Source organism: Blastocatellia bacterium, from assembly GCA_035573895.1.
GTDB lineage: Bacteria > Acidobacteriota > Blastocatellia > HR10 > HR10 > DATLZR01.
On the sequence record DATLZR010000062.1, the window covers coordinates 26250 to 39538 of the forward strand.

The following is a 13289-nucleotide window of genomic DNA, read 5'->3' on the forward strand; positions in this document are numbered from 1 at the left end:
ACGCGAGCGAACCGATCAACCCCAGGCTGTTCATCTGAAGACGCTCTTGACGTGCGAACCTCAGTGCAGCCACGGCAGAATCTCCCCTATTTTTCATAGGCGCGGGTTTGGAGAATCGTTTGAATTTCCCGGATGCACCACTCCAGCTCATCGTCCGTTGTATAGAAATGAGGTCCTAACCGAATGCCGGCGCCGGGACGGTAATCAACGAGAATGTTCCGGCGGATAAGCTCTCGCGTGACGGCCTGACCATGAGGAACATCGAGGACAACCGTTCCGCCGCGAGAGGCACTCTCCCGGGGAGAGGCCACGCGAAAACCGGCGTCATCGGCCAGCTCGATGAGCCGGTTGGTTTGACGCATGGATTTCGCGCGGATCGCTTCGACGCCGATCTCGTTGATGATTTCGTATCCCGGGCGAGCGGCATAAAGCGCGGGAATGTGAGGCGTCCCCGTGAGGAAGCGAAAGGCCGTATCGGCGTACCGGATCGGGCCTGATTCAAAGGCGAACGGATCCCGGTGGGCCATCCAGCCGGTCACGCGAGGCTCCAATTGACTCCAGAGATCGCGACGCACGTAGAGATAGCCTGCTCCGGGTCCTCCGCAGAGCCACTTCACCGAGCCCCCGGTGGCGAAATCCAGCCCGATGCGACGTACGTCCACGGGAACCGTCCCCACTGATTGGTAGAGATCGGCCAGAACGTACGCGCCCACCTCATGCGCCCGCTGCGTGATCGTCTCGAGGTCCTGGATGAACGAACTTCGATACAGGACGTGCGAGACGCACACGAGTTGTGTTTCCTCATCAATTGCCGCCAGCATCCGTTCGAGCGGCAGGGTGATGCCATCATCGGAAGCGACCGTGACAACCCGTGCTCCGAGGCGCTCCTGGGCGTGGTAAAGATAGAGCGTCGAAGGAAAGGCCAGGCTCTCGCAGACGATTTTGTTGCGGCGGCCCGTCCAAGTGAAACACGAAAGGACGATGGCGATGCAGGTGGAGACATTCGGATGCATGACCACTTCGCCCGGTCCGGCCCCGATGATCCGCCCGATGAGATCGCCAAGGGTCACGGGCATCTCCCACCATCCCTCCTCCCAGGCCCGGATGCCGCGTCGCATCCAGACATCGGCATATTCCTGAAGGCTCTCCATTGCCCGTCGGGGCATCGCTCCGAGCGAGTGACTGATCATGTAGACGGTTGTATCGAGGATGGGGAATTCCTTGCGCCAGGCCAGAAGTGGATCCATACCCTGTTCTCTCCGTGACTTTTGCTCCGTCCTGGGGATGTGAGGGTGCAAAGGAACGGGGCCGTCGTATTCACTCGCCGAGGGGATAGCGACCGGCCTCCACGACCGCGTGAGCGAGACGACGTCGCGCCGCCACCGTGTCCGGCGGGACGTATCGCAAGAGGCGACGCACTGTCGTCAGATGACGGGACAGTTCGCTGCCCTCGCTGCACGCCGTCAGGGCGATCTCGGCCAGCATCTCCACCTTCATGAGCGCCTGCGTGGTATAGGTCCGGATGCCGGCAATCTGGAGCTGCGCAGCATCATGGCCTCGCCGCGCGATGATTTTTCCGGCGCGCATGAGACCGCTCTCGATGGCGAAAATTTCCATGATCATATCGCTCAGAGCGCCGACGACCTCCTGCTCCTCGGCCAGCCCGGCGGCGTATCGCTCCAGGGCGACTCCGGCAACGAAGAGCAGGGCCTTCTTGGCCTGGGTGAGCATCAGCTTCTCAGCCGCCAGGGGATCTTCATCGCTGACCGAAAGTGGAGCGGCGGATTCGCCTTCTGTCGCCACTCTCCTGACAGCCTCGCGCAACGGGAGATGTCCGGACTGAGCCCGACGGGCGAGCATTTCGGTGATGAGCAGGCGGTTGATCTCGTTCGTCCCTTCAAAGATGCGGTTGATGCGGGCGTCACGATAATAGCGCTCGACCGGATACTCCTGGCTGTACCCGTTGCCGCCGAAAATCTGCACCGCTTCATCCACGACGTAGTGAAGGAATTCGCTGGCCATCACCTTATTGATGGCGCATTCAATGGCATATTCTTCGACGGCCTTCATTCGCTGCAGTTGATCATCGGAGGCGATTCCGGCCAGGGCATGATCAATGAGTCCGGCCGTTCGATAGACCATGCTTTCAGCGATCCATAGCCGGATAGCCATCTCGGCGAGCTTGTGCTTGATCAAACCGAAGTCGGAAATCGGACGACCGAACTGATGACGCTGTCGCGCGTACTGGGCAGCATCGCGGAGGGCGAGCTTCCCCACACCCACACAGCCCGCCGCCAGTTTGAGCCGACCAAGGTTGAGGACATTGAAGGCGATCTTATGGCCTTTGCCGATTTCGCCGAGAAGGTTCTCTGCCGGAACGAGGGCGTTGTCGAAGGTGAGCGCCCGCGTCGAAGACCCCTTAATCCCCATCTTCTTCTCCTCGTTGCCGATGATGAGACCTGGAGTCGTCCGGGGAACGATGAAGGCGGAAAATTTTTCTCCTCCGATCTTGGCGAAAGTGACGAAGATGTCGGCGAATCCGGCATTGGTGATCCACATCTTCGACCCGTTGAGGACGTAGTGGCGACCGTCCGGACTGAGATCGGCGCGCGTCTTTCCGGCCAGCGCGTCCGACCCGGCTTCGGGTTCGGTCAGTGCATACGCCGAGATCATCTCCGCCGTGGCCAATTTGGGGAGATATTTTTGCTTCTGCTCCGGCGTGCCGAACATCACAATTGGAGCCGTCCCGATGCCGGAGTGACCGCCGAAGGTCACGGAGAAGGAACTGTGCATCCCGATTTTTTCCGAGACGATCATAGCACTGACCTTATCCAGGCCCATGCCCCCGTAGGTCTCCGGGATTTCCACCGACAGCAGCCCCAGTTGACCGGCGCGGCGGAGAAGCTCGATGGTGAGTTCAAAGTTCTGATGTTCGATTTCCTCGCTATGGGGAAAGACTTCCTTCTCCATGAACTCCTCCGTTGTCCGCGCGATCATCTGTTGTTCCTCGGTGAAATCTTCGGGCGTGACCGTGACCTCGGCCGGATGGTCCTCGATGAGAAAGCTGGCACCTTTGAGCGACGGATGCGGTGTTACTGTCATTGCGTCATTGCCTCCTTGGAAAATCCCTCGCCCACAGATGCAGGGTTCGTACGGATAAAACATCCGTGGCCACTTCTCATCCATGGGGAGATCATCGTTTGTGACGTGCGATAGCACATGGCCGATTCCTCTCGAAGAACGCGCCCGGGCACCGGCTTCGGGGGAGAAGCAGAGATACGGGCGGTGGCGAGGCGAACGCAAGCTCGATGCGCCCTTCGCCCGTGCGGGGGTGACCGCTGTCGCGCGGGCTCAGTCCACTCGCTCAAAAATCCCGGCAGCGCCCATTCCTCCGCCGATGCACATGGTGACCATGCCGTAGCGCGCCCGCCGGCGTTTCATCTCATTGAGGAGCGTGGCCGTGAGTTTTGCTCCCGTGCAACCCAACGGATGGCCGAGCGCAATGGCTCCCCCATTGACGTTGACCTTGTTCATGTCGAGTTCGAGCAGCTTGATGACCGACAGAGCCTGGGCAGCGAAGGCCTCGTTCAGTTCAATGAGATCAATCTGACTCAGGTCGAGGCCCGCCAGCCGCAGGGCCTTGGGGATGGCCGCCACTGGTCCGATCCCCATTTCCTCGGGGGGAACGCCGGCCACCGCATAGGCGCGAAAGACCGCAAGGGGCTTTATTCCTAACTGCTCGGCCTTCTGCCGCGACATGACGACGACGGCAGCAGCTCCATCGCTCATCTGCGAAGAATTGCCCGCCGTGATGGTTCCCTCGGCATGAAATGCCGGTTTCAGTCGGGCCAGGGCTTCGAGCGACGTATCGCGCCGGGGGCCTTCATCGGTGTCGAAGATGATCTCCTCGACGGTGACCTTCCCTCCATCCCCGAATTTCTCTCGTCGCACAGGCAGAGGCACAATCTCATCCTTGAACGCGCCCGAATCAATCGCTGCGATGGCGCGTTGATGGCTGCGGAGGGAAAATTCATCCTGCTCCTGACGGGAAATTCCGTACTTTCGCACGAGATTTTCCGCCGTCAATCCCATGCTCAGGTAAACGTCGGGATAGGTGTCAACGAGCGTGGGGTTGGGAGAGACTTTATTACCTCCCATGGGCACGAGGCTCATGGACTCCGTACCCCCGGCAATGATCACATCGGCGAACCCGGCCATGATGCGCTCGGCCGCGAGCGCGATCGTTTGCAGCCCTGACGAGCAAAACCGGTTGACCGTCATGGCCGGAACCGTATAGGGGAGACCGGCGCGGAACGCCGCAATGCGTGCGACGTTCATCCCTTGCTCGGCTTCCGGCATGGCGCAGCCGAGAATCACATCGTCAACTTCCTCCGGCTGAATCTGCGGGACGCGTCGGAGAGCCTCAGCGATGACGGCTCCGGCCATATCATCCGGTCGGGTGTGGCGCAACGTCCCCTTGAAGGCTTTACCCACAGCGGTTCGGACGGCACTGACGATGACGGCCTCACGCATGATGCACTCTCCTTACGAAAAATGTGACGCGGGCTTTGCGGCCCGGGCACGGTCGCACGCTGGAAAGTCTGGGCTCCTGCTGATTGTTTCCCGTCGCACGCCCGTGCCTGAACAGCTTCTCAATTCCTCAGCGGCTTTCCCTCCTTGAGCATGTAGGCGAGCCGCTCCTGCGTTTTTCGCTCGCCAAGAAGGGAGAGAAAGGCTTCGCGTTCCAGATCGAGCAGGTCCTGTTCGGACACCAAGCGCGGACTTTTGACATCACCGCCAGAAAGAACCCAGGCCAGTTTGCGCCCGACGTGTCCATCATATTCAGTGATGTATCCGGCGCGGACGGCCAGATGAATGGCCAGCTTGAGCGCGGCATAACCGGCTTCGCCCATCACCGGAATGTCGGTGCGTGGTCGGGGCGGCTGGTAACCTTCGAGCACGAGCGCCTGAACCGTTCGTTTGGCGGCATCAATGAGCCGATCTTTGTTCATCACGATGATGTCGGCCGGACGGAGAAAGCCAAGCTGCCGGGCTTCCAGGGCACTCGTCGAGACCCTGGCGCGACCGATCGTCTCAAAGACCGGCTTGACGAAGGGGAGAAGATCAACGGAATCGCCCTTCGGAGCGCGATCCGTCCAGCGCAGAAGCAGCTCTTTCGTTCCGCCTCCACCGGGGATGAGGCCGACGCCCGTTTCCACCAGACCGATGTAGGATTCGGCGGCAGCACAAACGCGATCGGCATGCATGACGACTTCGCATCCTCCGCCGAGCGTCAGCCCGAAAGGAGCGGCGACTACCGGCTTGGGCGAATAGCGCAGCGACATATTGGCCGTTTGAAAGGCCCGAATCATGCGATCAATCTCATCCCATTCACCCTCCTGAGCGGCCATGAGCATGAGCATGATGTTGGCTCCGGCGGAGAAATTCCCTCCCTGATTGCCGATGACCAGGCCCTCGAACTCGCGCTCGACTCTCACCAGCGCCGACCTCATCATCTCAATCGTATCGCCGCCGATGGCATTCATCTTGGTGTGAAACTCCAGGCAGGCGACGCCGTCGCCCAGATCAATGAGCGTGGCTCCGGGATTTTTCAGTACGACGCGATTTCGCTCTTTGAGCGAGGCCAGGAGAATAACGCCCGGCCGCTCTTCTTCCTCCCGATAGGCTCCGGTCTTGTAGTCGAAGAAATAGCGGCGTCCGTCGCGTTTGAGATAGAACCTCTTCTCCTCGGTCCGGAGGACGTCCTTGATGACATCGGGAAGGGACTGTCCCTCGGCCTCCATCCGCCTGGCCAGCTCAGCCACTCCGATGGCATCCCAGGTCTCGAACGGGCCGAGGTCCCAGTTGAACCCCCAGGTCATGGCCCGATCCACCTGAACGATGTCATCGGCGATTTCCGGCAGACGACGAGCCGCGTACAGAAGCGTCTCGCTCATCGTTCGCCAGATGAAGGTGGCCGCCCGATCTTTCGCCTCCAGCAGCGCTTTCAGCCGCGCTCCGGTATCCTCAATTGAACGGGCCATGTCCACCGAAGGAAACTTCGGCTTCCGTTGCTGTCGGTATTCCAGCGTCGCCGGATCGAGGACGAGGATCTCGCCCGTGACGCGGTCTTTTTTGTAGAATCCCTGGCCGGTTTTGTTGCCGAGCCAGCCTCGCTTCACCATCTCTTTGATGAAATCGGGCACGACAAAGAGGTGCCGCTTCTCATCGTCGGGGACATTGGCGTAGAGGTTTTCCACGACGTAGACGAGCGTATCTATCCCGGCGAGATCGGCCGTGCGAAAGGATGCCGTCTTGGGATGCCCGATGAGCGGTCCCGTGAGGGCATCCACCTCCTCAATGGTGTATCCCTCATCCAGCATCACCCTGAGGCAGCACATGAGAGAAAACGTGCCGATCCGATTGGCGATGAAATTGGGCGTGTCCTTGCAGTAGACGATCCCCTTGCCGAGAAAGCGATCGCAGAAGTCAGCAACGCGCGCGACGGCGTCGGGAGACGTCTCCGCCGTTGGAATGATCTCCAGAAGCTTCATGTAGCGCGGCGGATTGAAGAAATGAGTGCCGAAAAAGAGTCGCCGCCGATCGGGAGAAAATCCCTCGGCCAGCCGCGCAATAGGAATCCCCGACGTGTTCGTCGTGACAATTGCCTCCGGTTTGAGATAGGGTTCGATGCGACGGTAGAGCGATTTCTTGATGTCGAGATTCTCCACCACCGCTTCGATCACCCAGTCAGCGGTCTTCAGCAACTCCAGATGGTCTTCAAAATTTCCAATCGTGATCAACTCCGCCAGACTCTCATCGAAAAAGGCCGCCGGTTTGAGTTTCTTCGTTTGCTCCAGGGCCTGACGGACAATCCGATTCCTCACCTGGGGGCTTTCGAGCGTGAGTCCCTGAGCTTGCTCTTCGGCAGTGAGTTCTCGGGGAACGATATCCAGGAGCACCACAGAGGTTCCCGCATTCGCCAGATGAGCGGCGATCTGACTGCCCATTACGCCCGCTCCCAGAACAGCCGCTCGTTCGATTCGTGGGCGCATAAATCACCTCCTCGGAAAGGAGCGCCGGTCTTCCCGCCTCCGCTCTGTCGCAGACGGGGAAGTCGGCTCCACGTTAGCTCTCCTGATAAAGCGCGTCAATGACGTCACGATACTTCGTTTCGATCACCCGGCGACGGGCCTTCAGCGTCGGCGTCAGTTCTCCCCCTTCGATGGTCAGAGGAGTGGGAAGGAGGGCGATCCTCTTGATGCGCTCGTAGGACGAGACGTCCTGCATCAGGCGATCTACTTCCTCCTGAACGAGGGCGATGACCTGCGGATGAGCGATGAGTTCTTCGTCATGATTGACGGTGATGCCTCTCTCGGCCGCTCGTCGTCTGAGCAACTCCATCTGCGGGACGATCAGGGCAGCTGGAAACTTTCGCTCATTGCCGACGACGACGGCCTGGCTGATGAGCGGACTGCTGACGAGCAATCCTTCGAGCATCTGCGGGGAGACGTATTTGCCGCCGCTCGTCTTGATCAAATCTTTCTTCCGGTCGGTGATCACCAGATATCCGTCTTCATCCAGATAGCCGACGTCGCCCGTTTTGAACCATCCATCGGGAGTGAAAGAGGCGGCCGTTTCGTCGGGCCGATTGTAATAGCCCCTCATCACATTCGGCCCGCGAACGAGAATTTCGCCATCGTCAGCAATCTTCACCTCAACGCCGGGAATAGGTTTCCCCACCGTCCCGATCTTATTCGCCCCCGGAGGATTGACCGAGACGACCGGTGAGGTCTCCGTCAACCCATAGCCCTGGAAAATCTCGATTCCCAGACCGAAGAAAAAGAGCGCCGTCTCCGGTGAGAGCGAGGCTCCGCCGGAAATCATCGAGCGGAGGCGATCCAGACCGGCTCCCGTCTTGATCCTCGACAGGAGAAAGGCTGACGCCGCGTCATATTGCACTTCGAGCAGCGGATCAACGGGCTGCCGACGCGATTTCAGTTCCGCCCACCGACGGGCCACCGACAACGCCCAACGGAGAAGCCGCCGCCGTCGCTCCGGCAGAGCCTCAACCGTTGCGATGATCTTCTCCTGCATCTTCTCGAACATGCGCGGCACGCCGACGAGCATCGTGGGTCGAACCTCGCGCAGATTGTCACCGACCTTGTCGAGCGACTCCGCATAATAGATGGAACTCCCCCGGGAGAGGTGGCAATAAAATGCCTGCCGTTCAAAACTGTGCGAGAGGGGTAAAACGGAGAGCACCGTCTCTTCGCCCTCACTCATGAGGACATCGAGCGACGCCCGAACATTGGTCGCGATGTTGGCGTGGGTGAGGATGACTCCTTTCGGCTCGCCCGTCGTTCCCGAAGTGTAGAGCAACGTGGCGACATCATCCGGCTGTACGCTGCGACGCAGGTCATCGTAGAGGTGGGGGTGGGAGAGCGAGAGCTTTTCCCCTTCCTCCTTGAGGGAGGAAAACAACAGGAGATTGTCGTCGGTGGCTATCCGGTCAAAGGTGATGACCCGTTTGATCGTTTCATTTCGGCGGAGCGCGTCGCGAATGCGGCTATATTGATCGGAGGTCGAGAGGACGAACCAGCGGGCGCCCGAATCGCGGAGGATGAACTCAATCTGGCCGACGGCCTGTGTCGCGTGCAGCGGGACGCTCACGGCTCCCACCGCCAGAAGCGCCAGGTCGGTCAGCGTCCACTCGATACGATTCTCCGAGAGTAACGCGACGTGATCTCGGGGGCGGACGCCAAGCGCATAAAACCCCAATGCGTACGAACGAACGTCACGCCACAATTGCTCGGCAGATACGTGGATCCACCATCCTTCGGACTTGTAGTTGAGAAGGTCGGGCTTGTCCCGGTGCCGCTCAATGGCGTGGGCGAACAGCTCGTTGATCGTCGTCGGCGTCGGCGCCATATTTCTTGTTTCGAAAGCGGTTTAACTATACGCAGGCCGTTCCCCGTTGGCAAGCTCTTTTTCCTCCTAACCGGCACAAAGGAAGCCCCTCAGAGACCCCTCGTTGCATCGAATCTCCGGATGGTGACGGTCTCCGGTCGTTCACAAGGCGCCCGCAACCGAGTGCTTCACAAAAAACGAGAGAGCGCCCGCCGCTCGGCCTCGTGATACCCGCGGGCGAAGGTTCTCCGAAAGTATCGCCGGCCGACCAGCGCACGCTTTTGCGAAGAAAATCAAGGCACCTCTTCCTCCTTGGTTTATGAGAGATCGAGGCGGCGTGCTGTCGAACTCTTGCTGACCTGAACCAGCCCCGGGCGGGGCGGCCTTCTTTTCACCCTGCCACTGAACCTTTGGAGAGAGCGGCTACCGGATGTCAGTTCATGAAGGGACGAACACAAGCCGCGAAGGAAGGAGCAACTTCATCATGAGGCGGCGTCATGACCCTGCGCTTTTATTCCCATGCCCGTGCTCGGAAATGTATTTCTCAACGACGGTGATGAAGATGTTCAGTCGCTCTGTCAACTCCGCCTGGGCCTGGGCCATTTCCTGGATTTTCGTCTCTGTTCGACGTTGCGCTTCGGCGAGCTGACCGATCTGACCTGTGTTGGTTAAAGTGGCCTGCGCGAGCACGCCAACGTTATCCGTCAGATTCTTCATGTCCTCGACGAGCTTCTGCACGTCGGCCGTCAATCGCTGCACGTCCGCCGTCAATCGTTGCACCTCCGCCGTCAGCTTCATCTGTTCGGCCGAGAGCTGCGCCTGGTTTTCGATCAGAAACTGAATTGCTCGTTCCATCTCTTCGTTTGTCATGCAATTTTTGCTCCCTTCGACGACTCTTTCCCGCGTTACAACCCAACACGATAGACGGTGGCCAGGAAGATGTCAACGGGCCAAGCCTGCCTTTAAGTACCTGCTTTCATCGGTTCATACCCCCTGTGTCTTTGATGATGCGATTACAGCGGGCTCGTCTATTCGGAAGATCAACGAAAACGATGCTCAAGCGGGGTCGGATATATGAGACCAAGACCGATGCAGCAAAATGTCATACATCATGCCGGCGCATCCACGCTGGGGACGGGACGGACGTTCTCAGGTAGACCCGGCTTGGGACCGAGAGGGATAATGTCGTCGCGACGCGTCCGGTGAAAATGACCAGTGCTGGTGGAGGATGATGGCGCACGGCGCAGACTGGGCCATCAGCCGATGGGTCCGTCGTGACGAAAATTTGGATGAGAGCGTTATCTGGGTGTTTGCTTGTGCTACCGGGTGATCCCGGCCAGTTAAGGAAAATGCATGTTGACAGGCCGGATATTTTCAGGTAAACAACACGACTCATCCACGGAAAAATGACGATGAGAGGGTGAGGGTGAAAGTCTACATCAGGCGTGGAGGGCTTGCGCCCCGATGGAGGCCGCAGCGACGAGAGGTGGGTCGAGCTATCCTCATTCTTTCGATTGCATTGCTGACTGTTACGTTTCTCATCCTGGTTCAGTTTGCGGGGGGACCGTCGGCGGGTCAGCCGATTGTCTTCAATCACCGTATTCACGCCGAGAAGCAGATTGATTGCCTTTTTTGCCATCAATACGCCAGCTCACAATCTGTTGCCGGGATGCCGAGCGTTCAGTTATGCGTGACCTGTCACTCAGGACTGGGCACGCAAACCGACGAGGTCAAGAAGATCTTCACCTACTGGGAGAAGCGCAGAGAGATCCCCTGGGTCCGTGTTTATCGCTTCTCCCCACAAGCCCAGGTCATTTTCACTCATGCCCGCCATGTGGCAGCGAATATTTCTTGCACGGTCTGTCATGGCGATGTGGCACAGATGACGGTGGCGGTGCGGGCTGTGGAACACACAATGGGATGGTGCGTGGACTGCCATAAACAGAATCAGACGAAGTTTGCCCATCCGGATCTGGCAACCGACTGTCTGACCTGCCACAAATAGAGCGAGATGGGAGACGATGAAAAGGCGTGAATTTCTCATCACGACGGCACTCGGAGCAGGTTCGACCGTTCTCCTCGAAAGCTGCGGCCATAGCGAAGAGAAGATCATCCCGCTCCTTATCTCGGAGGAGCAACTGATTCCCGGCGCCGAGCAATGGACCGCCAGCGTCTGCCGTCAGTGTGCGGCGGGGTGTGGCATCCTCGTGCGGACGATGATGGGAGAGCGGGAGACGATCGTCAACGGCGAACGCGTCCGTTTGAGTGTGCGGCAGGCCAAAAAGATCGAAGGGAACCCGGATCATCCGGTCAATCGCGGACGATTGTGCGCCCGGGGACAGGCGGCTCTTCAGGTGCTCTATAATCCCGACCGGGTGAAAACCCCTCTCAAGCGAGTGGGCCCGCGGGGATCGGGTCACTTTCAACCGGCCTCGTGGGATGAGGCCCTGGAACTTGTCACCGTCCGGCTCAAGGAGCTGCGCGAGCAAAACGAGCCGCACACGCTGCTGTTTCTCACCGGTGCGCTTCAGGGACCGACCACCACCGTCATCGAGCGTTTCCTGCAGGCCTTCGGCTCGCCGAACCTGATCCGTCATGATGCGTTCGCTCCTGATCCTGTGCGTGAAGCGAACCGCTTGACGATGGGATATGATGCCTACGCCGCCCTCGACCTGGAGCGAACAAACTACCTGCTCTCGTTCGGTGCCGGCTTTCTGGAAACCTATCTCTCCCCGGTGCAGTACAGCCGGGGATTCGGGCATATGCGTCAGGGGCGTCCCGGGCGCCGGGGGAAAATAGTTCAAATCGAACCGCGATTCTCGCTAACGGCAGCCAATGCCGATGAATGGGTCCCGGTGAAGCCGGGAACGGAGGGCGCTCTTGCCCTGGCGATGGCCCATGTCATCATGCAGGAGGGGTTGTACGACAAAGAGTTCGTCTCCCGATCCAGCGAAGGATTTGAGGAATTCCGGCGTTTTGTCGAGGAAAACTACCATCCCGATCGCGTGGCCTCTTTCGCCGATGTTGCCGCCGCGCGCATCCGTCGCATCGCCCGGGAATTCGCCACTCATCGTCCGGCTCTTGCGCTCGCCGGAGATGCGGCTACGGCCCACACGAACGGACTGTTCACAGCGGTAGCTGTCGCGGCGCTCAATGCCCTGGTCGGGGCCATCGGCGCACCTGGAGGGATTTTCTTTGACGCGCCTCCCCCACTCGGGCCCCTGCCGCCGGTGATGCTTGACGACGTGGCGCGACGGGGACTTGATCGCGTCCCTCTTGGCGGGGCGCCCCGAAGCGCACTGACCCTCGCCGAACAGCTCCTGTCGTCTCAGCCCTACCCCATGCGGGTGGCATTCATCCATGAGACGAATCCCGTCTTCACGCTGCCGGAGGCGGCGAAGGTGAAAGAGGCGCTCGACCGTGTCCCCTTCATTGTGAGCTTCTCACCCTTCCTCGACGAGACGGCGACGCTGGCCGATGTCATTTTGCCCGATCACGTTCCGCTCGAAAGCTGGACCGATGCCATCCCCGTCTCAGGAACAGGACGTGCGGTGTTCGGTATCGGGCAGCCGATTGTCGCGCCGCTTCACGATACGCGCAGCACGCCCGAGGTTTTGATCCAGTTGGCGAAAGCTCTCGGGGGGAGTGTGGCGGCGTCCTTCCCCTGGGAGAGTTACAGCGATGTCCTCAAGACGGTGGCTCGCGGCCTGTTCGCCGCGCGACGGGGATCCGTCGTGGCCGAGGACTTCGACTCGTTCTGGGATCAACTGGTGACCAAAGGGGGCTGGTGGGACGACGCCGTTCCCTCTCCGATCGCGTTTCGGACACCTTCCAGGAAATTTGAATTCGTCATCGGGCGAAAGGGTTCCGGCATCCCGGAGATGGAGACAGAACCGCAGTTCGCCGGAGACGGATCAGACTATCCTTTTCATCTCATCGTTTATCCCTCGGTGGCTTTCGGTGACGGGCGGGGTGCGAATCAACCGTGGCTTCAGGAGATGCCCGACCCGATGACGACGGCGTGCTGGGGCTCATGGGTGGAGATCAATCCGAAGACGGCGGAACGACTCGGCGTGAAGGAAAATGATCTCGTTTGGATCGAATCTCCCTACGGGAGGGTTCAAGCTCCTGTACTGCTCTTTCCGGGCGCGCGGCCCGATACCCTTCATATTCCCGTCGGGCAGGGTCACGATGCCTATGGGCGCTATGCACAGCATCGCGGCGTCAATCCCCTGAAGATTCTTGCTCCCCTGCGGGAGCCGCGCACGGGCTCGCTCGCCTGGGCCGCCACGCGCGTCCGCGTCTCCAAAGCGGAGGGAAGCAAACGCATTGTGAAAATCGGCTTTGACCGACGTCACACGGAAGCGGAGAGGAGGTAA

Annotated in this window: 8 protein-coding genes; 2 read left to right on the top strand and 6 right to left on the bottom strand. The window is 59.7% G+C overall.

Annotation, left to right across the window (positions count from 1 at the left end; genetic code table 11):
• Positions 1-86: 86 nt before the first annotated feature.
• From VNM72_06475 to VNM72_06500, 6 genes are all read right to left on the bottom strand, one after another.
• Positions 87-1247 carry an aminotransferase class V-fold PLP-dependent enzyme gene (locus tag VNM72_06475; protein ID HXF05045.1) on the bottom strand — a complete coding sequence of 387 codons (1161 nt, stop codon included), beginning with the start codon at positions 1245-1247 and terminating at the stop codon, positions 87-89.
• Positions 1248-1317: 70 nt separating this feature from the next.
• Complete coding sequence (locus tag VNM72_06480) at positions 1318-3102, bottom strand: acyl-CoA dehydrogenase family protein (GenBank protein ID HXF05046.1); 1785 nt, start codon at positions 3100-3102, stop codon at positions 1318-1320.
• A gap of 249 nt (positions 3103-3351) precedes the next feature.
• A complete protein-coding gene (locus tag VNM72_06485; protein HXF05047.1) occupies positions 3352-4533 on the bottom strand; it encodes an acetyl-CoA C-acyltransferase in 1182 nt (393 codons plus the stop codon).
• 119 nt (positions 4534-4652) lie between these two features.
• Positions 4653-7055 carry a 3-hydroxyacyl-CoA dehydrogenase/enoyl-CoA hydratase family protein gene (locus VNM72_06490; GenBank protein ID HXF05048.1) on the bottom strand — a complete coding sequence of 801 codons (2403 nt, stop codon included), beginning with the start codon at positions 7053-7055 and terminating at the stop codon, positions 4653-4655.
• Positions 7056-7128: 73 nt separating this feature from the next.
• On the bottom strand, positions 7129-8931 hold the full coding sequence (locus VNM72_06495) for a long-chain fatty acid--CoA ligase (GenBank protein HXF05049.1): 1803 nt from the start codon (positions 8929-8931) through the stop codon (positions 7129-7131).
• Positions 8932-9405: 474 nt separating this feature from the next.
• Positions 9406-9765: a hypothetical protein gene (locus VNM72_06500; GenBank protein HXF05050.1), complete on the bottom strand. Its 360-nt coding sequence runs from the start codon at positions 9763-9765 to the stop codon at positions 9406-9408.
• A gap of 571 nt (positions 9766-10336) precedes the next feature.
• Here VNM72_06500 and VNM72_06505 point away from each other — a divergent pair.
• Both VNM72_06505 and VNM72_06510 read left to right on the top strand, forming a co-directional pair.
• Positions 10337-10915, top strand: coding sequence for a cytochrome c3 family protein (locus tag VNM72_06505; GenBank protein HXF05051.1), 579 nt, complete (start codon positions 10337-10339; stop codon positions 10913-10915).
• A 16-nt stretch (positions 10916-10931) separates the two neighbouring features.
• Positions 10932-13289 carry a molybdopterin-dependent oxidoreductase gene (locus VNM72_06510; protein HXF05052.1) on the top strand — a complete coding sequence of 786 codons (2358 nt, stop codon included), beginning with the start codon at positions 10932-10934 and terminating at the stop codon, positions 13287-13289.

What these genes read in the sequence shown, in the direction of transcription:
- VNM72_06475 (HXF05045.1), bottom strand. Translation starts at nt 1,247, where the DNA reads ATGGATCCACTTCTGGCCTGGCGCAAGGAATTCCCCATCCTCGATACA.
- VNM72_06480 (HXF05046.1), bottom strand. Translation starts at nt 3,102, where the DNA reads ATGACAGTAACACCGCATCCGTCGCTCAAAGGTGCCAGCTTTCTCATC.
- VNM72_06485 (HXF05047.1), bottom strand. Translation starts at nt 4,533, where the DNA reads ATGCGTGAGGCCGTCATCGTCAGTGCCGTCCGAACCGCTGTGGGTAAA.
- VNM72_06490 (HXF05048.1), bottom strand. Translation starts at nt 7,055, where the DNA reads ATGCGCCCACGAATCGAACGAGCGGCTGTTCTGGGAGCGGGCGTAATG.
- VNM72_06495 (HXF05049.1), bottom strand. Translation starts at nt 8,931, where the DNA reads ATGGCGCCGACGCCGACGACGATCAACGAGCTGTTCGCCCACGCCATT.
- VNM72_06500 (HXF05050.1), bottom strand. Translation starts at nt 9,765, where the DNA reads ATGGAACGAGCAATTCAGTTTCTGATCGAAAACCAGGCGCAGCTCTCG.
- VNM72_06510 (HXF05052.1), top strand. Translation starts at nt 10,932, where the DNA reads ATGAAAAGGCGTGAATTTCTCATCACGACGGCACTCGGAGCAGGTTCG.